The sequence below is a fragment of the Pirellulaceae bacterium genome (genome assembly GCA_019636385.1).
Classification (GTDB): Bacteria; Planctomycetota; Planctomycetia; order Pirellulales; family Pirellulaceae; genus Aureliella.
Genome location: JAHBXT010000004.1, coordinates 517,945 through 542,888, shown reverse-complemented (window position 1 = coordinate 542,888; position 24,944 = coordinate 517,945). Strand labels below are relative to the sequence as shown.

The 24,944-nt window shown below is 55.1% G+C and carries 21 protein-coding genes and 1 tRNA gene; 14 read left to right on the top strand and 8 right to left on the bottom strand.

From position 1 onward, the window contains the following. The first annotated feature begins 80 nt into the window (after positions 1–80). Positions 81–998 carry a CHAD domain-containing protein gene (locus KF752_16605; protein ID MBX3423179.1) on the top strand — a complete coding sequence of 306 codons (918 nt, stop codon included), beginning with the start codon at positions 81–83 and terminating at the stop codon, positions 996–998. A gap of 154 nt (positions 999–1,152) precedes the next feature. Next, positions 1,153–1,551 carry an aminoacyl-tRNA hydrolase gene (pth2, locus tag KF752_16600; GenBank protein MBX3423178.1) on the top strand — a complete coding sequence of 133 codons (399 nt, stop codon included), beginning with the start codon at positions 1,153–1,155 and terminating at the stop codon, positions 1,549–1,551. A 128-nt stretch (positions 1,552–1,679) separates the two neighbouring features. Here the strand turns inward: pth2 and KF752_16595 are convergent. The 3 genes from KF752_16595 to KF752_16585 all read right to left on the bottom strand — a co-directional run bounded on the left by KF752_16595 (position 1,680) and on the right by KF752_16585 (position 4,122). Next, a tRNA-His gene (locus KF752_16595) sits at positions 1,680–1,752 on the bottom strand. A gap of 234 nt (positions 1,753–1,986) precedes the next feature. After that, the gene (locus KF752_16590; GenBank protein MBX3423177.1) at positions 1,987–3,270 is read right to left on the bottom strand and encodes a thymidine phosphorylase; all 1,284 of its coding nucleotides are present in this window, start codon (positions 3,268–3,270) and stop codon (positions 1,987–1,989) included. A gap of 6 nt (positions 3,271–3,276) precedes the next feature. Then, positions 3,277–4,122, bottom strand: a complete 846-nt coding sequence (locus tag KF752_16585; protein MBX3423176.1) for a hypothetical protein — start codon at positions 4,120–4,122, stop codon at positions 3,277–3,279. Positions 4,123–4,360: 238 nt separating this feature from the next. On the opposite strand from KF752_16585, the gene rpsO reads away from it, so the two are divergent. Next, the gene (gene rpsO, locus KF752_16580; GenBank protein ID MBX3423175.1) at positions 4,361–4,630 is read left to right on the top strand and encodes a 30S ribosomal protein S15; all 270 of its coding nucleotides are present in this window, start codon (positions 4,361–4,363) and stop codon (positions 4,628–4,630) included. 199 nt (positions 4,631–4,829) lie between these two features. Further along, a complete protein-coding gene (locus tag KF752_16575) occupies positions 4,830–7,124 on the top strand; it encodes a polyribonucleotide nucleotidyltransferase (GenBank protein ID MBX3423174.1) in 2,295 nt (764 codons plus the stop codon). 91 nt (positions 7,125–7,215) lie between these two features. On the opposite strand, the gene KF752_16570 is transcribed toward KF752_16575, so the two are convergent. Beyond that, complete coding sequence (locus tag KF752_16570; protein MBX3423173.1) at positions 7,216–8,106, bottom strand: hypothetical protein; 891 nt, start codon at positions 8,104–8,106, stop codon at positions 7,216–7,218. A 93-nt stretch (positions 8,107–8,199) separates the two neighbouring features. Between KF752_16570 and KF752_16565 the strand changes: the two genes are divergently transcribed. Then, positions 8,200–8,982, top strand: a complete 783-nt coding sequence (locus tag KF752_16565) for a 16S rRNA (uracil(1498)-N(3))-methyltransferase (GenBank protein MBX3423172.1) — start codon at positions 8,200–8,202, stop codon at positions 8,980–8,982. Positions 8,983–9,093: 111 nt separating this feature from the next. Here the strand turns inward: KF752_16565 and KF752_16560 are convergent, their stop codons facing one another. From KF752_16560 to ribA, 3 genes are all read right to left on the bottom strand, one after another. Next, positions 9,094–10,194, bottom strand: a complete 1,101-nt coding sequence (locus KF752_16560) for an LOG family protein (protein MBX3423171.1) — start codon at positions 10,192–10,194, stop codon at positions 9,094–9,096. Positions 10,195–10,424: 230 nt separating this feature from the next. Continuing rightward, positions 10,425–11,549: a tRNA-dihydrouridine synthase gene (locus KF752_16555; protein ID MBX3423170.1), complete on the bottom strand. Its 1,125-nt coding sequence runs from the start codon at positions 11,547–11,549 to the stop codon at positions 10,425–10,427. Between the two features lie 73 nt (positions 11,550–11,622). Beyond that, a complete protein-coding gene (gene ribA / locus KF752_16550; protein MBX3423169.1) occupies positions 11,623–12,843 on the bottom strand; it encodes a GTP cyclohydrolase II in 1,221 nt (406 codons plus the stop codon). Between the two features lie 225 nt (positions 12,844–13,068). Between ribA and speA the strand changes: the two genes are divergently transcribed. The 5 genes from speA to truB all read left to right on the top strand — a co-directional run bounded on the left by speA (position 13,069) and on the right by truB (position 19,011). Beyond that, positions 13,069–14,970, top strand: a complete 1,902-nt coding sequence (gene speA, locus KF752_16545; GenBank protein ID MBX3423168.1) for a biosynthetic arginine decarboxylase — start codon at positions 13,069–13,071, stop codon at positions 14,968–14,970. A gap of 180 nt (positions 14,971–15,150) precedes the next feature. Next, positions 15,151–15,639, top strand: a complete 489-nt coding sequence (locus tag KF752_16540; GenBank protein ID MBX3423167.1) for a hypothetical protein — start codon at positions 15,151–15,153, stop codon at positions 15,637–15,639. Between the two features lie 101 nt (positions 15,640–15,740). After that, entirely contained in the window at positions 15,741–16,730 is a 990-nt protein-coding gene (locus tag KF752_16535; protein ID MBX3423166.1) for an NAD-dependent epimerase/dehydratase family protein, read from the top strand. Positions 16,731–16,915: 185 nt separating this feature from the next. Continuing rightward, on the top strand, positions 16,916–18,073 hold the full coding sequence (mqnE, locus tag KF752_16530; protein MBX3423165.1) for an aminofutalosine synthase MqnE: 1,158 nt from the start codon (positions 16,916–16,918) through the stop codon (positions 18,071–18,073). After that, entirely contained in the window at positions 18,070–19,011 is a 942-nt protein-coding gene (gene truB, locus KF752_16525; GenBank protein MBX3423164.1) for a tRNA pseudouridine(55) synthase TruB, read from the top strand. The genes mqnE and truB overlap by 4 nt, the downstream gene beginning before the upstream one ends. Before the next feature lie 11 nt (positions 19,012–19,022). Here the strand turns inward: truB and hemG are convergent, their stop codons facing one another. Continuing rightward, positions 19,023–20,477 carry a protoporphyrinogen oxidase gene (gene hemG, locus KF752_16520; GenBank protein MBX3423163.1) on the bottom strand — a complete coding sequence of 485 codons (1,455 nt, stop codon included), beginning with the start codon at positions 20,475–20,477 and terminating at the stop codon, positions 19,023–19,025. A gap of 92 nt (positions 20,478–20,569) precedes the next feature. On the opposite strand from hemG, the gene KF752_16515 reads away from it, so the two are divergent. The 4 genes from KF752_16515 to KF752_16500 all read left to right on the top strand — a co-directional run bounded on the left by KF752_16515 (position 20,570) and on the right by KF752_16500 (position 24,944). Then, on the top strand, positions 20,570–21,859 hold the full coding sequence (locus tag KF752_16515; protein MBX3423162.1) for a fatty acid desaturase: 1,290 nt from the start codon (positions 20,570–20,572) through the stop codon (positions 21,857–21,859). A gap of 180 nt (positions 21,860–22,039) precedes the next feature. Continuing rightward, a complete protein-coding gene (gene tilS, locus KF752_16510; GenBank protein ID MBX3423161.1) occupies positions 22,040–23,191 on the top strand; it encodes a tRNA lysidine(34) synthetase TilS in 1,152 nt (383 codons plus the stop codon). A gap of 161 nt (positions 23,192–23,352) precedes the next feature. Continuing rightward, positions 23,353–24,354: a hypothetical protein gene (locus KF752_16505; protein MBX3423160.1), complete on the top strand. Its 1,002-nt coding sequence runs from the start codon at positions 23,353–23,355 to the stop codon at positions 24,352–24,354. 116 nt (positions 24,355–24,470) lie between these two features. Beyond that, complete coding sequence (locus KF752_16500) at positions 24,471–24,944, top strand: hemerythrin domain-containing protein (GenBank protein ID MBX3423159.1); 474 nt, start codon at positions 24,471–24,473, stop codon at positions 24,942–24,944.

The window sequence follows — 24,944 nt, the reverse complement described above, 5'->3', positions numbered from 1 at the left end:
GTCGGTACCCTAATTAAACTGGCGAAAGCAGGTGCCCTGAGCAGGTTAGCCTTCCGAGTGATTACAGGCGAGCCACAAAAATGTCAGATCATGAAGCTTTAGTTGACGATGCCGCTGGTGCGGTTACTTTGCGGATGGCTGTCGGGCAGCTTGAAACACGACTGGCTGCCTTCATGAGGTGTTTCGCCGCCGCAATCGAATCGGACTGCCGCGACGAAGAGGTAGTGCACCAGTTGCGCGTCTGTGCGCGAAAATCGTCCGCTGCCATCGCCATATTCTCGACCCTGCTGCCGCGAAAACATGTCAAGTGGATTCGCAGGCAATTGCAACGCGTTCGCCGAGCTGCCGGCGTGACACGCGATTTGGATGTGCTGATCAAACGTTATCGGGAATTGGCTGACCACGGCGGAAAATCTAAACAGCGCGCTCGGCGGTTTCTCCTCAGGCTACGAAGGCGACGAACTGCACACAGTTCTTTGTTCAAATTGTACGCTCGCTTGATTGACTCCGGCAAATTTGTACGACACCAGCAAGCCATGTTAGCCGTTTTGGATAGCCAGGCCTGCCCTGAATGGGATCAACCGTTTCGGCCCTGGTCTAAGCAGCGCATAACGCCGATCCTTGCCGAATTTGACAATGCTGGCAGCTCGCCGCTGGTAGATATTGCCGAAGTGCATGCGTTTCGTCTGAGAACTAAGCGGCTGCGCTACTCGCTAGAAGTGTTGGCCGATGCGCTTCCCGATTCGGATTGGAACTCAATCAAGCCGGTCATGTCCCAGTTGCAGTCCATCCAGGGTGAAATCAACGACCTGGCCGTCGCGCGCCAATGGTTAAAGTCGATCGCCAAGTCGGCCACAGGTAAGCAGCGACGCTTTCTGCATAAACAGCGACGGCTCGCGCGACGGCAACTCCAATCGGCATTGCAACGGCTGCACACAACATGGACACCCCAAGCGGCGGCAGACCTGAAGTCACAGATCGATTGCATCACGGGATGAGACTTTTGGATGCCAAAGTCAAAGCGATCGGAGCGTAGAAACGACTCGTACGGCGAGCCTACAACGTGTTTGTGAGGTCCAACATTCGCGAACTGACCTTGCGATGTGCGGCTGCTGTTCACTGGTGAACATCTGACCTTGGGAGAACTGGACATTGGATGAATCGCAAGCTAGCAGCATCAAGCAGGTGATCGTCATGCGGCATGACCTGAAGATGCGCCGAGGAAAGCAGATTGCCCAAGGCGCGCACGCTTCTATGTCGTTTCTCGTGCAGCGGCTGCAGAGCTTGGGTACCATCTGCCTGGATGATTTCCCGCACCACGAGCGAGCTTGGCTCATGGGCTCATCTGCAAAAGTATGTTGTCGCTGCGATAGCGAACAAGATTTGATGGCCATCCATGACAGGGCGATTGAACTGGGGCTGGCGGTCCACCTAATCACCGACAGTGGCAAAACCGAATTTCATGGCCAGCCGACTCGAACATGCCTGGCCATCGGGCCCGACTTCGCCCAGAAAATTGATCAAGTAACAGGTCACCTAGAATTGCTGTAGTCGGCAGCCGCACCAGTCGGCGGGGTGAGCCTGTCGGATTAGGCTGGGCCACCTGAAGGCTACCGCGTCGCAGGCAGTTCCTACGCGATTGAGACGTGTTCCAAATTGCTGCAAAGAACAAGAAGCAGGGTGAGTGATGGGGATCGAACCCACGACAACTGGAGCCACAATCCAGCGCTCTACCAACTGAGCTACACCCACCGTGTTTCCTGATGTATTTGAAAACCAATAGCAACTTGCTTGGCGCATCTGCGCTCTGGCGAGCGCAGCTACATCGACCCGACCACGCTTTGGTGATCGTAACTACCTGACGACACTAATCTAAACGGCTCGGTCGATGCCGTCAATGGTTGAGTTTCAGGTAGCTACCGTCGCCAGAGGGTGGTGAACTGCAAGCAATCGTTGGCCAATGTACTCGTGCGGAGCTTAGCAATTTCATCCCGTGGCAACAATCAAACTGGGGGCGGGGTAAGGGTGCGGAGCTAGGGACAGCGCGGAGCGAAATTGGCTAATGAGCGGTTGAGTTTCTGCTGCCGGTGCATCACAAAACAGATGTCCAATCTCCTGGCCACGCTCAATAGAGTCACCGATGCGGACAAGCATTTGCAAACCCACGCTGGGGTCGATTGGATCGCCCTGCTGTTGCCGCCCGCCCCCCATGGCGATCACAGCATTGCCAAGTACCCGACCGTTGACGGCGCACAGCCAACCTTTGTCAAGCGACGTGATCACGTGCTTTTGGGCTAGCGGCAAATGATCGGAAAATACTCCGCCTTGAGCTTCGATCAACTGTTGAAATCGGGCTAGCGCCCGACCATCCTTCAGCGCCTTGGTCAACACCGATTGTGCAGCGTCCAGTGACGGTGATGTGCCGGTTGCCACTAGCAACTCCGCAGCCAGCAGGACGGTCAACTCAACGACGTCGGTGGGGCCAGCACCGCAGAGCACATCATAGGCTTCGTTCACTTCGCAGGCGTTGCCCACCATTTGGCCTAGCGGCTGGTTCATGTCAGTCACCAGCGAGGATGTTTTGACGCCCATTCGGCGACCAGTGTGCACCAAGCTGGCCTCCAATCGACGAGCGTCCTCCAAGGTAGTCATAAATGCGCCGGAACCCCATTTGACATCCAACACCAGCGCGTCCAACGATCCGGCAAGTTTTTTGCTCATGATACTGCCGGTGATCAAAGGTATTGATGGCACTGTGCCGGTTACATCGCGCAGCGCGTACAGGCGGCGATCGGCCGGGGCAACATCGCTGGTCGTGCCTGTAATGACACAGCCGATTCGATTTAGTTGTTCATTGATTTGCTGGCTCGTTAGATCGCATCTAAAGCCAGGATAGGCCTCAAGCTTATCCAGCGTACCGCCTGTAATTCCCAGGCCGCGACCGCTGAGCATGGGAACATCCAGATCAAAGCAGGCCAGCAACGGCGCCAGGATCAATGAGGTCTTGTCCCCCAAACCACCGGTGGAATGTTTGTCGACGCGCGGACGATTGCTGCAGCGTGCCAGCCGATTGCCGCTATTGAGCATGGCCTCGGTCAGCACCGCTGTTTCTTGATCACTCATGCCGCGACACAGCACCGCCATCAACCATGCCGACACCTGGTAGTCGGGTATCGATGCGGTGGTGACCCCTTGAATCAGGAATTGGATTTCGGCAGCCGACAATTCTTGACCATCGCGCTTCTTTTCAATAATTTCTTTGACCAGCATCGGTTGTTACTCCTGGCTCAAGACCATGCGATCCAGTCCGGTCATGGCGGTACACCAGGACGTCTGATGATCATTGACGGTTTCCCACCATACTAGCAATACTTCAGCCAACGAATTTTCGCTGATGCCGGCCGTGGGTAGCTTCCACTGGGCGATAGCTCGCTGGAGCCAAATCGCCGATAGCTGACCAATGCCCAGTTGTTCGGCAGCATGTAGCGTGGGCGGCAGCATGGACAGGGCGGCGATCATGGGTAAGCGATGTGCGTTGATGTGATCGCTGTATGGTGGTCGCTCCAGTCCCAGTTGGCTTAGCAGCCAGGCCAGACGAAGGGTTTCGGTCAGTTGCGGATCGGCGTTGGTTAGCACAGCTTCTATGTGACAGCGATTCGTGTTGAGGTGGGCCAAGCCATATCCGCCGACGATGGGCTGGACCAACAGTACCTCGGCGCGCTCTTCCAGGACTTGGGGGCCAACCACCGGCTGGATCTGGCTTAACAGCCCCGGCCCATACGCTTCCCATTGTTCTTGCAGAGGGCGCACCCTGAACTTGATCGTTGTCCCAAAATCCGGATGCTCATTGGCGAAGGCTCGTTCAGCACCGATCAGGCAAGCGGCCAGCCTGGTCGCTTGGCCCGTCGTCCGTTCATGAGGCGAAAGGCAGCGCATGATCAGCCGCTGCGATAAATCGTGCCAATTGGAGCAATCCGGAGCAAGCTGAAACAACCACTGCCAATAGCGATCCTCGGCAACTGCCAGGCACCGGGCCATATCCCCTAATAGCAGGGATTGCTGGTGATTGTCGTTGCCCAGGATTTTGCAGTCGTTTGGCAGCCGCCGGGCGCAATAGGCCATGTGCAAAGCAGATAGGCGGGCACTAGAGTTCCATTGGATTTCCATGGGTTGCCGATGAGGATCGAACTTTCGGGGGCGGGGACTAGGAATGGCTGCCAAGCCAAATTACAAAATTGGAGGAGGTTCAGAAAATAGAGGTTGCGAGATTCGAGGATTCCGTTACCATCTTCGGCTTGTCTAACCAAAGATACACAGAAAGTAAGTCTAGTAACAGCAGAAGCTAACAATCCCCCCCGCGATGACCACTAGTAAAGCACTCAACCAGCAAGCGATTTCCGCTTTCAAAAAGTCCGACAGCGATACCGGTTCATCTGCCGTGCAGATCGCCATTTTGACTCAGCGGATCAATCACGTCACCGAGCACATGCGTACCAATAAGAAGGATTACGCCAGTCGGCGCGGATTGCTGACGATGGTCAGTCGACGTCGTGGGTTGCTGGATTATGTTCGGCGGCACGATCCGCAGCAGTACCTCGACTTGCTGGCTCGATTGGGCATTCGCAAGTAGCCTAACCGGCGCGATATTCAGCGCTGGCAGTGGATTGTCAGCGTTGGCTTGACCTGCGATTGCACTTCCAAAGGCACGTTCGCCGGAGGTATCCGGGTGACGGCGCAAGCCTTTCTGTTCTAAGGTTATTCGAGTGTGTTGCCGTCCCCAATGGGCGGCTGCAAGTCGTTGCAACCATCTAGTATCAGGAAATGAAGCAGTGAAAGTCAGAGTTGAAAAGCAAATCGGCAGCCAAGTATTGTCGATGGAAACCGGACAATTGGCCAAGCAGGCGGCGGCCAGCGTGTTGGTGCAGTATGGAGATACAGTGGTTCTGACAGCCGTGGCCAGTGGGCCGGCGCGACCTGGAACCGATTTTTTTCCGCTGACTTGCGATTATCGCGAGCGAATGGCGGCGGCGGGCAAATTCCCCGGGGGATTTATCAAGCGCGAGGGCCGGCCGACCACCAAGGAAATTCTTACCAGCCGTCTGATGGATCGTCCGATTCGTCCTCTGTTTCCCAAGGGATATAACGACGAAGTTCAAATTCAAGCCACGGTGCTCAGCAGTGATCTGCAGAACGACGCAGACGTGCTGGCCATGAACGGAGCCAGTGCGGCGCTGGCGCTCAGCAGCCTACCGTTTCAAGGTCCATTGGCTTCGGTTCGCGTCGGTCGCATCGACGGTCAATTGATCGCCTTTCCGTCGGCTTCTCAACTGGAAGAGAGCGAGCTGGACTTGATTATCTCGGCCAGCGACAAGTCGATACTGATGATCGAAGGTTTCGCGCAAGAGCTTCCCGAACACGATATGGCCGAGGCTATCATGTTTGCTCATGGTGTGGCTCGCGAGGTGATCGCCTTGATGCAAGAGCTAGCCGATCGAGTGCGACCTGAAAAGAAGCCGTTCACGCCAGCGCCTGACAACGGCGTGTTGGAACGGCTGAAGAGTAGTTACTCCGATCGCTATCGCACGGCCAAGCAAACTGACGGCAAACTGGCTCGCGCAGAAGCGGTTGCTCAAGTCAAGCAGCAGGCTCTGGCCGAGTTGATTCCTGATCCCAAAGCCGAAGGCGCCATCTGTGTCAATGCGTTCAACACGGCTTGGCATGAATTAGAAGAGTATGTCATTCGCGATTTGATTTTGTCAGGTACTCGGCCCGATGGTCGCGACTCGATCAGTTTGCGACATATCGAATGCGAAACCGATGTGCTGCCACGAACCCATGGTTCCGCTATTTTCCAGCGCGGTGAAACGCAGGCCCTGATTACTGTAACGCTGGGAACCAGTCGTGACGAACAACGCGTGGATGGACTGGTGGAAGAGTACACCAAGAAATTCATGCTAGATTACAACTTTCCGTCTTATTCGGTCGGCGAGTGCCGGCCGATTCGTGGTCCTGGGCGTCGCGAGATCGGTCACGGGGCGTTGGCCGAGCGATCGGTTGCACCGGTAATTCCCGATGCTGAAGATTTTCCATATACAATCCGGATCATCAGCGACATTCTGGAGTCCAATGGATCATCGTCGATGGCCAGCGTTTGCGGGGCTACGCTGGGTCTGATGGCTGCCGGTGTACCACTAACCAATCCAGTGGCCGGCATTAGCATCGGTTTGGTCAAAGAGCAAAGTCGCTGGGTGTTGCTGACCGACATCATTGGCGATGAAGACCATTTTGGCGACATGGATTTTAAAGTCGCTGGAACTCCCGAAGGCATCACCGGCATTCAATTGGATTTGAAGATCGACGGTATCAGCGAAGAAATCGTCCGCGCTACGCTGAAGCAGGCGCGTGAGGCGCGAATGGAAATCTTGCGCAAAATGTTGACGGCGATTCCTCGACCGCGAACCGACACTAGTCGCTACGCTCCTCGATTGCTCCGCACGAAGATCGACTCCGATAAGATCGGCTTGTTGATCGGGCCTGGCGGCAAGAACATTCGTGCCATTCAAGAAGACACCGGTGCAACCATCGATGTAGAAGATGATGGAACCGTCGTTGTTGCCGCTGCCGACTACGAAAGCGCCAAGGCGGCGATGACGCGAGTCGAAGCTTGTACGGCGACCGCCCAGATCGGCAAGATTTACGATGGTACCGTTAGCAGCGTGCGCGACTTTGGTGCATTCGTTGAGATTCTGCCAGGTCGCGATGGACTAGTGCACATCAGTGAGCTTTCCAGCGGCTATGTCTCCAGTGTTGACGACATTTGCCAAGTCGGCGATCCGATGAAAGTCATTGTCATCGACATTGATGAGCAAGATCGCGTCAAGCTCAGCCGTCGTAGAGCGCTCGAAGAATTGGGCTTGCCCGACGAACTGGCCGGTAGCGCTGAGCCAAGTGATGGCGAACCCCGCGGCGAGCGTCCTGATCGCGGAGGTGATCGAGAGCGCAGTGATCGCGGAGGTGATCGCGGTCGCGACCGAGGCGATCGTTTCGGTGGCGGAGGTGGTGGCCGCCGCGGCGGCGGCGGAGGAGGAGACCGAGGCGGACGCGGACGCGGTGCGCGGCGCTAAAGCAGGCAGTGTCTAGCCGTAGCCACCGTCACCAGACGGTGGGTAGCCTACGGGCAATTCCTCCACGCTTGGGCGAGCGTAGCGACTGACGCTACGCCGCAGCAAACGACTTGGGCAGTTCACAGGCAACTTGTTCGACGCACTGGCCGTCGATAAAGCTGCTTTGCGAGACAGCTCCAGCCACCAGTGCCAAATCGGCTAATTGAATGATGCGGCGGGCAATCCCGCCGCTCAGTTGTTGAATACGCTGCACGGCCGATTCTGTGAAAATGGGTTCGCCACGCCCCAGCCGTCGAGTACTCCAGATCAAGAATTCCGCAGTCTGCGAGAAATCCCACGGCGGCAGCTCAACTTGCAATTCAACCCGTTCGTACAGCGACCGACTGACAGCACTGGCCAATTGCGTTTCTACAGCGAAGACCACGGTCAGCGGAAAAGCCATCGACAGCAGGCGGCACAGGTCGGATTCGGCCGCCGCCGAGCCGCTCTCGGTGTCGTCGATCAGCAGAACGGTTTGCACGCCTTCGCGTTGTGCCGATCGGAAATAGTCACACAACCGAGTCCAAGCGGTTGCCGAGCTGGTTAGGGTGGCATCACCGGTAAGCCAGGTCACCAAACGCGATATCAATTCCCCGCTGTGCAATCCCATCATTGAGTAACGTTGCATCTGCACATTGGGAACATCCAGGCTGAAGGTAGGCTGCAGATGGCAATGTCGCAGAATCGATGATTTGCCCACGCCGCCTGGGCCAAGTAATGAGCCTACACTGCGGCGATTGCTAATTAGAAATTCGATCCGCGCCAGAGCTTCCTCGACGGTCGCGCCTCGAAACAGAGGCTGGTTATATTCATGTGAAAACGGAGGAGCGTTGAAACGCCAATATCGCCAATATGTCACGCCAGCTTCCTTGCATGTCGAGCCAACAGCCAACAACACTACCCAGTGGAAGTCTTGTTCTAGTCCTTCACATCGTCTGTGCATCGGAAGCCACGCGTCAAAAACTTGAGTACAATCGGCACAATGTGTTGTCAGCCAGATGCTAGCAATGCTAAATGCCTGTTCCCTGCGAGACCTATGAGCCGTTGCCGATTCTACGTTCCCGAATTGCCGCAATGTGGTAATGTGCTGCTGAGTGCCGAGGATTCTCGACATGCTGCAACAGTTCTGCGTTTGCGCCCCGGCGACCATGTAGAACTGTTCGATGGCCAGGGCTTGGTGGCCCAGGCGAGCATTGTGCATAGCAGCAAATCGTCGGTATCGGTTGAAATTGCGACGACGATGACTGAGGCAATTGAGCACTCGGGCGGATTGGACTTACTCGTTTCGCTGCCCAAAGGCGATCGTCAAAAAGCCTTGATCGACATGCTGGTTCAATTAGATGTGCGGAGTTTAATTCCGCTGGAATGTCAGCGCTCGGTTGCGCAGCCCACATCGCAGGTCATCGAGCGATTGAGGCGAGCAGTGATCGAGGCCAGCAAGCAATGTTGCCGAAATTACTTGATGAAAGTCCAGCCAGCTGTCAGCCTGACGGCACTGTTAGCCTCACCACAGGCAACAGTAGCGGCTAGCGCACCTTCGCCGTGTCGATGGTTTGCACATCCTTACGGTGTAAGTCAACCTTTGGTGGACATGCTAGATGGATTTAGGGAGCAGAAAGCCCCTGGAACAGCGCAGGTGATCGTGGGTCCGGAAGGGGGATTGAGTAATGAGGAATGCTCCGCACTGCGCGCTGTCGGCTGGCAGCAGATCAATCTAGGGCGGAGAATTCTGCGAATTGAAACGGCGGCTATAAAAATTGCCGCTGTCTGGGCAGCCTGGAATGGGGCCACGAGTGACCCATCAAGGCTTGGCCAATAGGGTTGCGGCTAGGCCGGCCCATCATTGCTGCGGATGGCATTCGGCAAGCATGGGTAGGTAGCTTGTGACTGCGCCGACCACGCTCTGGGGAGCGAAGCTACAAGAGCATCGCTATGCGGTGGCTTCCGCTTGGCAAGTTGGACAGGTGTCATTGACGCGATCAATCAGCTGTCGCAAGCGTCCCAGGTTCTTGCGATTAAAATGCATTTTCAAGCGTGGCAGGTGCGCGAGGTCCGGTTCATTGCGCTCGGCTGGCAGCGCCGCTACCTGTTCGATTTTTCCACGAGTTAAGATAGAGCTAAAGTCGGTATTCAACGCGTCCAAGTCTTCAGGAGTGAGTGGCTGAGTGATGCGCAGCACGAGTTGGTCGTCGACATAGCGCATGCTATGGTAAACCCGATAAAACCGTAGCGTTTCGGCGGCGGCCTGCTGAGCGCTATCCGTGATCGTGTAGAGTGCGGTATCCTCTGGGCTAATCATGCCGTCTGCCAGCAGCGTTTGGGTTACGAACTGGCCGAAGTGTTGCCAGAAATCTCCACCGGGCGCATCCAGTAGTACCACGGGCAGCATAGTCTGCTTGCCGGTCTGCAAGAGGGTCAATACTTCTGCGGTCTCGTCCAGTGTTCCAAAGCCGCCCGGCAACGACGTTACGGCACTGCACTCTTTGACGAACATCAACTTGCGGGTGAAAAAGTATTTCATGGTCACCAGCTTGTGATCACCGTCGATGACCGGATTGGAACTTTGTTCAAAGGGCAGATGGATGTTCAGACCCATCGACAGATCGATGCCAGCTCCCTTGTGACCGGCTTCCATGATTCCGTGGCCGGCACCGGTAATGGTCATCCAGCCGTGAGCAGCCATAGTCTGGGAATATGCCACCGCCTGTTGATAGGTTGGATGATCTTCGGCAGTTCGCGCTGATCCGAATACGGTTACCTTGCGTCGTCGCCGATAGGGTTGAAATACGCGGAAGGCATCGCGCAGTTCGCTTAGCGTCCGCAGAAGTATCTTCAAATCGCCGCGCGTTGTACCTTCATCCTCCAGTCGATCGATAGTCTGTCGCAGTTGAGCATACAAATCGCTGCGGCGAGTTACCGTGCCCGCGCCGTCAGCCGGCTCGTCAGCCGGTTGTGGTCGCTCCTTGACGTCTTCGCCGACTGCGTCGGGGAATTGCTCTAAAGGTTGATGGTCGCTAGAAAAATCGGACATCTGGAAAAACTCGAAAATGCTGCCGAAGGAAAGTCTTGATACCGGCCACAAGGTTGCCAGTGGTTACATGAGGTTCAACCCAGCTCCTGGTCGCTCGATTGAGGATGATCACTGCCAGTCCCCCTCCGACGAAAATCGCTCCTGCAATGGGTCTCGAGGGACTAACAATGTAACGGAAGCAGCCACCGCTCGCAGCCCGACTTAAATATGCCGATCAGAGATTCTCCAATCTACAGCTCGGTGTCGCGAGGAAACTCGCGATCGACCACTTGGTAAAACTGATCGGGCGTAGTGATGTGCGCAACTTGGCTGCGAAAATTGCGTGCACCGGGTTTACCCTGAGCATAGCAGCAGGCGTATTTGCGCATCAACTGAGTGCCTTTGGCAGGCCCGAAGCGCGCAACTACCAAATCAAAGTGTCGCAACATGCACAGGCGCTGCTCGTCCAGCGGTGGATCAGGCGGGATGGGTAGTCCGCGCAGTGCGGCAGTAGCTTGAGCAAATAGCCAGGGGCGTCCTAAGGCGGCGCGCGCGATCATCACACCATCGACTTGATAATGCTGGAAAGCATGGACCACTTTGTCCGCGCTGTCCAAATCGCCGTTGCCGATCAAGGGAATCCGCGCAAGATGCTTTTTGAGTGAGGCGATTTGCTCCCAGTCGGCGCTGCCAGAAAAGTATTCCTCCGCTGTGCGTCCATGTACTGTTAGGGCAGCCGCGCCCGCGTCTTCGATAACGCCTGCAATTTCGGACGGGTTGGCACACTTGCGCGTACAGCCCAATCGAATCTTGGCGGTTACCGGAGTTGGCGCACAGGCTTCGACCAGCCGGATAATGATTTGGCGCATCCGATCCGGATAACGCAACAGGTAAGACCCGGAATGGGCGCGTTGCGTGACTTGTTTCACCGGACAGCCAAAATTGATGTCCACCACGCTGACCTGATAATCTTCGACCAAGCGACGGCCAACGCGAGCCATGACTTCAGGATCGTTGTCCCAAATCTGAACGGCCAACGGTCGCGGTTCATCGCGGACGCCCCACAGCCGGTCGGGATGCTCGGTCTGATGCTGATCCAGCCAATCAAACCCGCGTGCGTTGACCATCTCCGTGGCCTGTAAGCCCACGCCGCCATATTCGCGAACCACTTGGCGATAGGCATAGTTGGTAAAGCCTGCCATAGGTGCTTGTAAAATGGGAGGATCGACCACCAGCGAACCGATGCGCAAGGGGGCAACTGGCAGCGGCTGTCCAGCAGTCGCAGCGCTAACAGCGTCGCCCGTCGCCACCGAACGGACTAGGGAATGCGATCCGTGATTGGCTGGTCGAATCGTAAGCGTTGATCGATGAACCATACGGGGAGAAGTGCAATCAAAGGTGGGTGGGGGGAAGGGACGCATGAGGAAGTAAAACGCGCGGCAACATTGGCTAATGCGCCTGCGTCGGCAAGTGGTGCCCCAGCTTTTCGCGTTTGGTTTGAAGATAGGTAGCGTTATGCGGATTAGGTTCGCAGACGATGGGAACTTGATCGATGACTTTTAGATCAAAACCGCGCAAGTTGAACGCTTCGGTTTTCTTAGGATTATTGGTCAGCAGGCGGATTTCCTTGAGTCCCAAATCCTTCAGAATCTGAATACCGATTCCATAGTCGCGCATGTCTGCCTTGTAGCCCAGGGCATGATTGGCCTCGACCGTGTCCAAGCCTTGTTCTTGAAGCGCATAGGCCTGAATTTTGCGTGCCAGACCAATACCGCGACCCTCCTGCGGTAGATAGACCAGCACACCGCGTCCTTCTGTGGCAATCATCTGAAGCGCCTGCTGCAATTGATCGCCACAGTCGCAGCGCAGCGATTGCAGCAGGTCTCCCGTAAAACAACTGCTGTGCATGCGTACCAAGGGTGGTTGCTGGCCAGGCGTCGTCAGATCCCCCATCACGATCGCGATCGGTTCCTGGGATTCAAATTGCACGTCGTAGACCATAACTTCAAAATTGCCCAGCCGCGTTGGCAGTTGAGCGTGAGCGCTACGCGAGACCAGTTTTTCACTGATGCGACGGTGAGCGATCAGTTGTTCGATGGTGATAATTTCCAACTTGTGTCGTCGAGCCAAGTCGAGCAGTGCGTCGCGAGTCGCGCGATCGCCAGAGCTATCCAGAATTTCAGTCAGCACTCCAGCCGGTGCCAACCCGGCCATACGCGGCAGATCGACGGCAGCTTCGGTGTGTCCGGCGCGCCGCAGCACGCCGCCTTCGCGAGCCAGCAGCGGATAGACGTGACCTGGCCGCACAAAATCGTCGGGTTTGGAATTTCCATTGGCGATTAGCCGAATAGTTTCAGCGCGCTCCTGCGCGGTAATGCCCGTTTTGCAACCAGCGTGATCGATGGGGGTCATAAAGGCGGTTTGTAGTGGAGCATTGTTGCTGTCGACAACCGGTCTGAGCTGCAAGCGATCACAGGCAGTGGGCAGAATGGGACAGCACAGCTGTCCGCGGCCGCTGAGCATAAAGTTAATCGTCTCGGTGGTCACTAATTCGGCGGCGCAAATAAAGTCGCCTTCGTTTTCGCGATCCTCCGCATCCAAAACAATAATGACCTCGCCGCGACGAATTGCATCCACAGCCGCCTGGATGGTGCTGAAATCTTGAGACATAGTTTATGCATACCTTCTGTTTTGCGAATCGAAGTAGTCAGCTCCAACGGCCAGTTGCTCACCCGCCATTATAAACCAGCCTTGGTCCGGCAAGAGACCAGATTCGCGTTAGTGGCATCAAAGTCAGAGTTGCACATGGTGCAGGTGGCTCGTCGAAGTTGGCCCATCGCAGTAGAATTCGCAGCTTTACCCCTCACGTTTCGCAGTCATTTAGGCCTAATGCCAATGAACGAAGAACGATTACAGCATGTTCAGCTCGCCTACGGAGTGGAGAATTGGGCGGCAGGGTATTTCGATATCCATCCGCGCGGCAATCTATTGGTGCGACCAGCAGCCGGTGACGCACGGTTCGCGGATTTGAAGGAAATTGTGGATTATCTGGTGTCGCGACACCGTATCCAATTGCCACTGCTACTGCGATTTCCGCAGATACTGACCAGTCAGCTTCGCGCGCTAACGCAAGCCTACCAAAATGCCATTCAGGAATTCGGCTACAGGCGACAGCATTTTCCACTGTTTCCCATGAAGGTGAATCCGCGCCGCGAGGTGGTAGAAGAGTTTTTGCGCGAGGCCGGGCGTTGCAATGTCGGTTTGGAATGTGGCAGCAAAGCCGAACTGTACGCTGCCATCGCCCAAGAACAGACGCCAGAATCGCTGCTGCTGTGTAACGGCTTCAAGGACGAAACGTTCTTGAGGATGGCGCTGTTAGCAGTCCAAGCCGGCAAACGTGTGGTCATCGTCATTGAAAAGCTAAACGAAATGCGGATGCTACTCAAGCTGACGCAAGAGTTGGGTGTGGCACCTCAAATCGGCCTCAGAGCCAAGCTCTACTCGCGAGGTTCTGGCAAATGGGCATCCTCTGGTGGCGATTCAGCCAAATTCGGATTGACGACCTCTGAAATCTTGGATTGTCTCAAAATGTTGCGCCAGGCAAAGTTGGACGGCCAGCTCAAGCTGCTCCATTTCCACATCGGCTCGCAAATCACCGATATCAAGCGCGTCAAGCATGCCATGAGAGAAGCAGCGCGCGTATACTGCAAGCTGCGACAAATCGACTGCCAAATTGAATTGGTGGATATCGGCGGTGGATTAGGCGTCGACTACGATGGATCGCAAACGCGGTTTGATTCCAGCGTGAACTACACGGTACAGGAATTCGCGAACGATGTGGTGTATGCCTTCAAGTCCATCTGTGAAGAGGAGAACGTACCTGAACCGCATTTAGCTACGGAAGCCGGGCGATTCATGACCGCCTACCACTGCGTATTGATCACCTGTATTCGCGACGAAATCGAGACGTTTGCCGACGATCAGCCCGAAGTTACCATCGACGCCGATGATCCGTTGGTGATTACCGAACTCAAAGATCTGTGCGATTCCATCAATACCAAGAACTATGCCGAGTATTACCACGACGCTCTGCAGTTGAAAGACGAATTGCAGATCCAGTTCAACCTGGGGTTGGTTAGCTTGGAAGATCGAGCCAAAGGGGACGTCCTGTTTTGGGAGATTTGCCATCGCGCGTTGCGCGAGGCTGAAGAAGATAGTTTTTCAGACGAAGAATTTGAGCAACTCAAGAGTAGCCTAGCACAGAAGTATCTGTGCAATTTCTCGCTGTTTCGTTCAGCTCCCGATAGCTGGGCAATTCGACAATTATTTCCCATCGTGCCCATTCATCGGCTGGACGAAAAGCTGACTGATTACGCAACATTGGTCGACGTGACTTGCGACAGCGACGGAAAGATCGATCGCTTCGTGGATTTGAAAGATGTCAATCAGACACTGGAGTTACACGATTGGAAGCCGGATCAGCCATACTATCTGGGCATTTTCTTGGTAGGGGCTTATCAGGAGGTCATGGGCAATCATCACAATCTGTTTGGCAATCCCAACGAAGCGCAGGTTGCCATCGACAACGACGGCCGATTTCATGTGACGCGCATCGTGCCGGGCAGCACCATCAACGACATGATCCGTTTTGCACACTATGATGCAGACCAATTGGCCGAGTGCTATCAGCGTCAATTGATAGCACAAATGCAATCTGGCAAGCTATCAGCGGAGCAAGTCGAGCGGTTGTTAAAACAGTACAAGGCTGCGGCCGGCCACAGCACATATCTGGACTAGTAATTCGTGCGGCTTGGGGCTTGACCACCGCCTGGAGACGGTCGCGACAAACATAGATAGACCGTTGGGCTAGGCAGGTCCGGCGCGACATGTGGTTCCGGAATTCCGTGAGTTATCTGTTCTGGTCACATCAACTTTGCCGATAACACAGCGGACGACTTATTCGGCAAGGAGGATGATATGAGCGTGGTAGGACGAATGATTGCGGTTGGCTTGCTGGCACTTGGAATGACTGCATTGGCACAACAGCCAACATTGACCACGCGTGAGCCAGCAGATTTGAGTATCGCCATGCGCGCCAAGTTGGGTGCCTCGCAGCGGTTGGTAGAAGGATTAACAGCCGGCAATTTTGATTTGATTCGTAAAGGTGCCGAAGAGCTTAAAAATATTTGCGAGTCCCAGGTTTGGAGGCCTCGTGAAGATCAGGTTTACTCGCACTACCGCGGCGAACTGCATCGCGCAGCAATCAAATTGGCCGAATTGGCCGAGCAGCAGAACTTGGATGGCGCCGCATACACCTACATGCATACGCTCACGACATGCATCAATTGCCATCAATACTCGAGAGACGTGCTTCGCGTGGCCGCCGTACAGCGCAATGCAGCAGTGATTTCGATTCCAGTAACCGAAGCTCCGACCGACGTTTATCGTCGCGCGCTGGTACGCTAGCGCTGGTTCACGCTGGCAGTCCTAATTGCTAGAATCACTGAACCAACACGACGCTTGATGTTCGCAGCGTGGGGCGTAGGGTCTCTTGGAAGTGATGTACGGTGGTGATCTTTGTTACCGGTGCAACGGGCCTGCTGGGGAACAGTATCGTCCGCCAACTGTTATCGCAGGGCTACGCAGTGCGCGCGCTGTGCCGTCAGGAGACTACGCGACGCGGCCTGGAGGGGCTGGATGTGCAGATCGTTGACGGCGATCTAAGAGATAGTCAGCAATTAGCCCGTGGAATTAAGGGATGCCAGGCAGCCATTCATAGCGCAGCCATGATTCACATAGGTTGGTCGCGACTAGCCCAATCGCGACAGGTGAATGTCGAAGGCACGCGACGAATCGTAGAAGCTTGCGTGGCTCAGGATGTCAAACTGTTGCACATCTCCACGGTCGATACTTTGCCAGCGGCGATCAGTTTAGAGCAGCCAATCGATGAAACCGCTACAGGGGGCGTTCCCAAAGTACCTTGTAATTACGTGGTTAGCAAGCGCGAGGCCGAAGATGTCGTGCGCTGTGCAATTAGCGAGCAGGGGCTTCGAGCTTGCATCCTTCATCCAGGGTTCATGTTGGGGCCATACGATTGGAAGCCGTCCAGCGGTCGATTGCTGCTCAGCGTCGCCAAGGCTCCCGTCGCCCTAGCCACGGCTGGCGGATGCAGCTTGTGCGACGCACGCGATGTGGCCGCCGGGATAGTCCAAGCCATCGATCGTGCCGCCGATGGTCAACACTATATTCTGGCCGGCGAAAACCTGACCTATCGCGATTTATGGGCGCGCATTCTCCAAATCGCTGGCAGGCCCAGGCGCGTGTATTGGCCGTATCGGGCCATGACAGTTGCAGGTTGGATGTGTGATGCCCTGTATCGATGCCTGCCGTTGCGGGAAGGTGACATTAACGGTGCTTCGATCGCAATGGGCCAGCTGAATCACTATTACAGCTCCGCCAAGGCTCAGCAAGAACTCGGTTACAATTGTCGCCCATCGCAGCAGACGTTGGAGGACGCTTGGCGCTGGTTGAATCAGCACCACGGACGCAGTACATAAAAGTTGTGGGAGTTTGTAGTGGCCGTCGCTAGCGGACGGGCGGACATGCATTCCACCCTCTGGCGACGCTGGCTACGGGTGCTCATGGTTTGCGACAACTTACAGTCTCTTAAGGCTATAAACCAGCCGCATCCGGGGTATACTATCAGCTTAGTTCATTGCCATTTTTGTGTGCGGATGTGGTTATGGTTGCGAATAATTCTTCGATAAGACAGCGCTGGCAAGTTATCCAGCACAAGGTTGAGGCTCGGCAGCGGTTGACGTTTGAAGATGGGTTGACGTTGTACGACCCAGCGGTGCCATTGTCAGAACTTGCCGAACTGGCCAATGCGGTTCGCCAGCGAATGCATGGCAACGTGGCTTACTATAACATCAACACGCATTTGAATCCGACGAACGTTTGCATCTATCGCTGCCGATTCTGCGCCTTTCGGAGCGACCTGCGCGATCCCAAGGGCTACGTGATGGGCCCCGAGCAAATTCGGCAGCGCGGGCAGGAAGCCTATGACAATGGGTGCACCGAGATGCATATCGTAGGTGGCTTGCATCACAAGATGGGGTACGACTGGTATCGAGGCATTCTAGAACTATTGCACAACGAATTCCCCTCGATTCACCTCAAGGCCTGGACACCCGTTGAGGTGGGCTGGTTCGAGTTCTTAACCAAGCGTAGCGTCCGCGACATTCTGGATGACCTCCGTCAGGCCGGGCTGGGTAGTCTTCCGGGAGGTGGCGCCGAGATTTTTCATTCTGAAGTTCGCGATCAGTTGTGCGAACACAAAGCCAATGCCCACAAATGGTTTGAGGTGCATCGCACGGCGCATCAGCTGGGTTTGCGATCCAATTGCACCATGCTGTATGGCCACATCGAGCAGGCGCATCACCGCGTCGATCATTTGCTGCGGTTACGCGAGCTGCAAGATCAGACCGGCGGCTTTCAGACCTTCATTCCGCTGGCATTCCACCCTGACAATACGCAATTGACGGATGTCAAGAAGCCGTCGGCTCTGGTCGATCTGCGCAATATCGCTGTAGCGCGTCTGATGTTAGACAACATTCCTCACATCAAAGCGTATTGGATCATGCTGGGTATCGAAACGGCGCAGATTGCCCTGCATTATGGTGCCGACGATATCGACGGTACCGTCCGTCACGAATTGATCTATCACGATGCTGGTGCGACTACGCCGGAGATGTTGTCGGTCGAACGGATTCAGGAATTGATTCGTGAAACCGGACGGGAACCGGTGGAGCGCGATACGTTGTACCATGCAGTGCATCGCGATCCAGCCGATTTTCGTCAATGGAGCACCGGTAAGGCGCTGGAGCTGGTTGGCAATTGAGTGGTGCAGGAGCGCTGTTCGGAGTGTTGGCCATTGACAAGCCAGCCGGACTTACCAGCCGTGATGTCGTCAATCGTATTCAGAAACTGACAGATCCAGTGAAGGTCGGGCATACCGGGACACTTGATCCCTTAGCCACCGGCGTACTGCTGGTCGCCGTTGGACCCGCGACGCGTCTGGTCGAGTTCGCGCATCTACAGCGCAAGTGTTACGAGGCTGATTTTGTGCTGGGTCAATCAAGCCCGACATTGGACGTGGAGGGCCGGGTTACATCTTTGCCTGACACTCCTGCGGTTGATTTGCCAGACTGGAGTCGGGCCATGCAAGGCTGGATTGGTGCGATTGTGCAAACGCCTCCCCGGCATTCCGCCGTTCATGTTCAGGGACAGCGAGCCTACGATCTGGCCAGACGGGGAATCGCATTTGATGTGCCAAGTCGGGTCGTGCAGGTCTATAGTCTTGAAGTCATTGGTTTCCACTATCCGTTAGTAACGATGGCGATTCAATGCAGTACAGGTACCTTCGTGCGCTCGTTGGGTTCCGACATCGCTCGATCGCTGCATTCTGACGCGGTCATGTCGCGCTTGGTCCGTACGAGAATCGGATCGACAACTGTTGATGGCTGTGAGGCGCTTGAGCAACTGACTGATCGCCAGGCGATCCAGCGACATCTACGATCACCACTGGTGCTGTTGGAGCGATTGCCGAGAGTCGTCTTGGACGATGAACAGTGTCGCCAGATTCGTAACGGCATTGCGTTGAATAGACTACAAGCCGCCTCAGTCATGCCCCCAATCCTCGAAACAGGTCAAGGTGTGGCCACGACCGATGAGGATTTAGCCAAGCTGCCGATAGCTGCCGTGGATGTCTCTGGGCACTTGGTGGCCGTGTTGCAGCGAGCATCGGATGTGCTGCGTTCGTGTCGCGTATTTCATTGACCGCAGAGGCATCAATTTAATTGCAGCGCGCCCAACAACTCGTTGGCAGCCTGTTGGGCGCTGCGAACGCATTGCGGAATGCCAACCCCTTGGTAGGCCGCTCCGCACAGCCGTAGGGTGGGGAGAGCGGCGAGTTGCTGATGAATTTGTTCAAGTCGCGCCAGATGCCCAACGTTGTACTGTGGCATGGCGTGAGGCCAACGAATGACGGCTTGCCAACGGGCTTGAGTCCCTCGCCAGCCGAGTATCTCGCGTAGTTCAGTCGTGGCCATGCTCAACAATTCTCGATCGGTCTGGGCCATTATTTCGGGGCGCAGGGCTCCGCCCAGAAAGACGCGCAGCAACATTTGATCGTCGGGGACTCGGCCGGGGTACTTGTTGCTGGAGTAGCTAATGGCCAACGCTGTGCGGTGTTGGTTACTGGGAATGACCAGCCCAAATCCATCGACGCGCGCGGCAATGTCAGCCCGGTTCACAACCATCGCCACCACGGCACTGGAAGCATATGGAATTCCGCCAACTAATTCCGCCGCAACGGGGGCTACTGTATGCAGTAGCCGGGCAGTCACGCTGGCAGGCGTTGCCAAAATCACACCGTCAAAAATCAGGCTCTGGCCATCGCTGGTTTTCAACTGCCAGCCACTAGCGCCCGTTGAGCTGGTTAAGGAAGGTGAAGTCACAGTGGTCAGTTCTGTGACAGGGCAATTCAGACGAACGCAATTCTCGGGTAGGTGTCGAGCCAGACCTTCGATCCAGGCGCTCATGCCCTCGCGCGGTGCCATGAATTGGTCGTAGCGCGCGCCTGAGGCACGACGAGCTGCTGCCGTCGAGTCTGCGCGCTTAGCCCGCAAATATCCGCGAATCAGTCCACCGCTGCTGCGCTCCATTTCCCAGAATTGAGGCATGGTGGCAGCCATACTGAGCGACTGTGGGTCGGCAGTGAAAATACCGCTGATGATCGGTTCCACCAAACAGTCAAAAGCTTCTTTGCCCAACCGTCGCGAGGCAAACGATTGCAGCGATTCGTCATCGAATTGACCAGACATGTTGGCCGGTCTAGGCGGTATCCAGTATTCGCTGAGCAGTCGCAGCTTGCCGTGCCAGGAAAGAATCGGCGTCGAAAGTATGGACCATATTCGCGTAGGTTGCATCAGGCTGAAGCCGGCCGGTATCGGGTAAACGCTTCCATTCTTATAGATGAAAGCTTGGCGCCCATCGGCGTTGGGGTGAATCAGCGACGGCAGCAGGCCATATCGCTCCGACAGTTCACGGGCATCGGGAATCAGCGTCGCAAAATTGTCGGCGCTACGCTCGATAAGGTAGTCGCCGTCGCAGACACTTTCCAAGACTCCACCCAGGCGACCAGCAGATTCATACAGCCGCATTTCAACGTGTGGCTGTTCCGCCAGGTGTAGAGCTGCGGCCAGCCCAGATATGCCTCCACCGATGACCGCTACTTTGAACATGAATCAGTCTTTTCGCCAGTTATTTGACGCAGAATCCCAGATTTTTCTGGCTGTACAGTAAACAAAACGGACTACTTACTATTTTCGTTCTCGTGACGCTCAAAAAACTCACTTCGGCCAGACTTTTTTGTGAAGTCATGCTGTGGATTGCCGAATTATGGTTTTTGCATTTAGCCTTCATTCTACAGGCAAGTTTGAGGAATTGTCGGGATATCTGGGTTGCGTCAATTGTCAGTACAAAGTCGTCGGTGGGGATGATGGGGAGCACAACCGAACAGTTTTCGATTCGAGAAGCGCGTGGACTAATCAAAGATTTAGCTACGCCCAAGCCCTGGATTTATTGGGTCGATTTTCTGGCCAGCATCTTGGCTGGCCACGTTGCATTTGGATTGCTGGCCCGGTTACATACTTGGGATGTGGCTTGGCTACAATCTGCTGTCTCCCTCTGGGTGGCTCGCAGTGCCTTGTTCACGATTACTGCGATTTGCTACATGCGGGCCATCATGTTTACGCATGAGTTGGTTCACTTGCCTACACAAGGCTTCGCCGCCTTCCGCATTGCTTGGAATCTGCTATGTGGCATACCATTGCTGGTGCCATCATTCTTGTACTATCCACATGTCGAACACCACCGGCGCAAGCACTATGGTACCGAAAAGGATGGCGAGTACATCGAACTGAGTCATCGACATCCGTCAAATATTCTACTGTTCATCGCAGCCGCGGCAGTTGTGCCCGCCGCTGCCTTTGTCCGATTCACACTCATGACGCCGCTGGCTTGGTTCGTTCCGGGTTTCCGACGCTGGATGGAGCAACATGCAAGTAGCATGATTATCGATATATTCTACTTGCGCGGCGACTTTGGTGTGCAGTCACGCAAGATCATGCGCTTGCAAGAGTTCGCCTGCTGGGCTTGGTGTCTGGGGCTGATCGCTGCCTGGGCCAGCGGTATCATGGTTAGCACAACACCGGTGTTCGGATACTTGTTAGCTGTGACGCTGGTACTGATGAACAATATTCGCACTCTGGGGGCGCACCGTTGGACTGGAGATGGGCACGAGCTGAGTTTCGAACAGCAACTGCTGGATAGCCTCAATTATCCGCACCGCGCGTGGATTACTGAGTTGTGGGGGCCGATTGGAACTCGTTATCACGCGCTGCATCACCTCTTCCCGAGTCTTCCTTACCATAATTTGGGCAGTGCGCATCGCCGCTTGATGGCAGGGCTACCCGCTGACTCGATCTACCGGCAAACTGAGCGGGTGTCTTTGTTTGCTGAGATTGCTGCTTTGTGGCGGCGAGCTAGCCTGGAATCTTCCGCAGGGCGCCACGCGCAATTTGATGTCGGAATTCGTTCAGCCCAGGACCGGCGGGCCGCCTAAGCTGGGGCCGTTCGGGTATCATAGCCGCAGATGCGCGTAGCACCGTGGCCAGACCATCAAAAGTGGCTGCCTTCGCCAGAGGGCGGAAGAGGAGTCAGCGGTTTAGTCACGCTCTGGCGAGCGTGGCTATGTGCGCGCCTTGCACTTGGTCCGATATCGTTCTGCGCAAGTAGTTAGCCGATGACACAGCCCGCCGACCTGGTCGCAAAACTGCTCGGCACCTGGCCTGCCCATCGGTGGCGCGATAAGCGTTTGCTGGTGGCTGTTAGTGGCGGCGCTGACAGCGTGGCGTTGTTGCGAGCCATCGTCGAATTGACCGATAATCGCAATCTCATCCAAGTAGCTCACTTTAATCATGGTTGGCGTGGTGCTGACAGCGACGCCGACCAACAATTCGTGGGCCAGTTGAGTCAATCGTTAGGTGTGGAGTTTGTTACGGCTAGCGCCGCGAACACTGTTCAATCAGCCGAGCGACCTGGTCGCTCCGAGGAGTCGGCTCGGCGCCAACGCTATCGGTTCTTGATTCACGGCGCCTATCAGTGGGGAGCGCGGTATGTGTTGGCCGCACATACCGCTTCGGATCGCATTGAGACCATGTTGCACAATCTGTGTCGCGGCACGGGATTGGCCGGAGTCAGCACTCCACGGCTTACTCGACCGTTGGCAGACGAACTGCTGTTGGTCAGGCCTCTGATTCATTGTTATCGCGAACAGATTGAGGAGTATTTGCAGCGGCTAGGGCAATCCTACCGGCAAGACACCACCAATACCGATGAAAAGTATCGGCGCAATTTTCTGCGACAGACTATCATGCCGTTGTTGCGCACAGCTTACGGTCCGCATGTCGATAAGCGATTGTACGCCTTCTCTCAAATTGCCGAGCAGTCATTGGTCGTGCAGCAACAATTGGCCCAGCAATACTGGCAGCAAGCGCAGCACTTATCGCAAGCGGCTATCAGTGCAGGACGGCTACCACCAGATCGACGGAATGGAATTTGTTTGCCCTCGGCAAAACTGTTGCCTGTGGCCTGGCCGATTCTTCTACAGGTTTTACAGAATCAATGGCAACAGAGACAGTGGCCACAGCAATCACTGCGCCGCAGCCACTGGGAACTCATCCGTCACTCTTGGGAAGAGTTGTCATTGGCACCAGAATCAAAAGGTACAGAGACACCAGACCCTCAGATGCAGGCAGACGATCGGCCGAAGGCACTAGATCGACCTGGTCGCTACGCTCGTCAGTGCGAGGAGGTACACAAATCCGCCATGCAAATGTTGCCAGGAGAAGTCAAGCTGCATACCATGGGTGACTGGTTGATTTTGAATCGCTAAGCAGGTTATAAACCTTGTCCACGGGAACTGCTGCAAGTATCCCACAGTCTTCTGGGCGGTTTGACCAATATTGTTACGGCGCAGACGAATATCATCATTTGAGGCCCCGTGGTTTGATTACCGCCGCTAGAATGCTTGCCATTGCTGAGGAAATAGTTGCCATGAGAAAGTCTAGTTCGTTGCTACTGCTGATTCTACTCAGTAGCCGTTTTGCTTCAGCTCAGGAACAGGCTCAACCAGCGGTTCAGCCGCCTGACAAGCCGGCAAAAGCTGCCCAGCAGATGTCGAAAACCAGCGACTTCATGCGGCTGTCACAGTCAGAGGCCGGCGAGCCAAAGTCGTTGGATACGGCTGTAGCCGTGTACTCGGATGCAGCCAATGGCGTACAAGTCGACCTGATAGCAGCTGTTCATATCGCAGACGCAGCTTATTACCAACAACTCAACCAACTATTTGATCAATACGATGTCCTGCTGTACGAATTGGTAGCGCCTGAGGGCACCGTGGTTGCGCCTGGAGGTGGAGGGCGATCGGCCAACCCCATTTCGATGATGCAAGACGGGATGAAGAATTTCCTGCGATTACAGTCGCAGCTTGAGAAAATCGACTATAACAAGCCGCATTTTGTGCGCGCTGATATGACGCCTGAGCAGATGGCTCACAAGATGCAGGAACGTGGTGAAAGTGTGCTCACGTTGGTTTTGTCCACAGTTTTGGAGTCGTTACGACAACAGAATCTGGCGACGGGTAATGAGGCTGCGCAGGGCGATGCTGTGACCAATGATCCGCTGGAAAATCCGCTGAGCCTTGTCGAGTTGTTGAGCAATCCACAGAAGGCCAAGATCATGCTGGCCAAACAGTTTTCGTCAGCCGGTGCCCTGGACCAAGCTATGGGCGGATCGCTCAATCAGTTGTTGGTCGTGGATCGCAATGCCGAAGCGTTGCGCGGATTAAAGAAGCAAATCGACATGGGGCGTCGAAAAATCGGCATCTTCTACGGAGCAGCGCACTTGCCTGACCTGGAACAACACTTGCTGCAAGATTTCGGACTCACGCGTCAAGAAACGCGCTGGTTGAAGGCCTGGGATTTGACGGCCTCGGAAAGTCGCCAAGCGGACGAGCCCCTGCCGTTATTGCTCCAGTTGCTGCGGGAACTCGAATAGTTTCTGACGCCTTTTTTGCAACCTGTATTTTGACGAAACCACGTTGCTTCGGCTTCAACGAGAGTGTAGGCTAGACCGCACGAGTTCGATAATCCTCGATCGACTGGGAGCGGACTATGGTTGATAAATCCTCCACACGGATCACGGTCAACGCACCTTTCTTTCAGGAGATCAAACAAGATCACTTGCAATTGCAGAAGCTGTTGGTTGAACTGGAAAAGCTGACCGGCAATCGGATTGCATTACAAAATCACCCACGTCAGTTTCTGGAATTGATCGAAGCCCTAGTCGATCAATTAGCGCTGCATTTTTCATTGGAAGAGGCCTACGGTTACTTCGACCACGCCCTAGAAGAGTCGCCGCGATTCCATGAACAAGCTGTCAAGCTGCGCGACCAACATGCTCCACTGTATAACACAATTCGGGAGATAGCTGAATCCGTAGTCAAACAGTGCTCAGGTAAGCACCCACAGCTGGATTCAGCCGCAGATCGTTTTGCCGATTTCAATCGGTCCCTGAAAGCTCATGAATCTGCTGAAATGAGTATGATTCTTGAATCGCTCAATCGCGATATGGGCGGAGGCGACTGA

Coding starts and splice junctions, on each gene's coding strand:
- KF752_16590 (MBX3423177.1), bottom strand. CDS start 3,270: ATGCTGGTCAAAGAAATTATTGAAAAGAAGCGCGATGGTCAAGAATTG.
- KF752_16570 (MBX3423173.1), bottom strand. CDS start 8,106: ATGCACAGACGATGTGAAGGACTAGAACAAGACTTCCACTGGGTAGTG.
- mqnE (MBX3423165.1), top strand. CDS start 16,916: ATGGTTGCGAATAATTCTTCGATAAGACAGCGCTGGCAAGTTATCCAG.
- KF752_16540 (MBX3423167.1), top strand. CDS start 15,151: ATGAGCGTGGTAGGACGAATGATTGCGGTTGGCTTGCTGGCACTTGGA.
- rpsO (MBX3423175.1), top strand. CDS start 4,361: ATGACCACTAGTAAAGCACTCAACCAGCAAGCGATTTCCGCTTTCAAA.
- KF752_16500 (MBX3423159.1), top strand. CDS start 24,471: ATGGTTGATAAATCCTCCACACGGATCACGGTCAACGCACCTTTCTTT.
- KF752_16565 (MBX3423172.1), top strand. CDS start 8,200: ATGAGCCGTTGCCGATTCTACGTTCCCGAATTGCCGCAATGTGGTAAT.
- KF752_16585 (MBX3423176.1), bottom strand. CDS start 4,122: ATGGCCTATTGCGCCCGGCGGCTGCCAAACGACTGCAAAATCCTGGGC.
- KF752_16505 (MBX3423160.1), top strand. CDS start 23,353: ATGAGAAAGTCTAGTTCGTTGCTACTGCTGATTCTACTCAGTAGCCGT.
- KF752_16555 (MBX3423170.1), bottom strand. CDS start 11,549: ATGGTTCATCGATCAACGCTTACGATTCGACCAGCCAATCACGGATCG.
- KF752_16605 (MBX3423179.1), top strand. CDS start 81: ATGTCAGATCATGAAGCTTTAGTTGACGATGCCGCTGGTGCGGTTACT.
- speA (MBX3423168.1), top strand. CDS start 13,069: ATGAACGAAGAACGATTACAGCATGTTCAGCTCGCCTACGGAGTGGAG.
- tilS (MBX3423161.1), top strand. CDS start 22,040: ATGACACAGCCCGCCGACCTGGTCGCAAAACTGCTCGGCACCTGGCCT.
- ribA (MBX3423169.1), bottom strand. CDS start 12,843: ATGTCTCAAGATTTCAGCACCATCCAGGCGGCTGTGGATGCAATTCGT.
- hemG (MBX3423163.1), bottom strand. CDS start 20,477: ATGTTCAAAGTAGCGGTCATCGGTGGAGGCATATCTGGGCTGGCCGCA.
- KF752_16560 (MBX3423171.1), bottom strand. CDS start 10,194: ATGTCCGATTTTTCTAGCGACCATCAACCTTTAGAGCAATTCCCCGAC.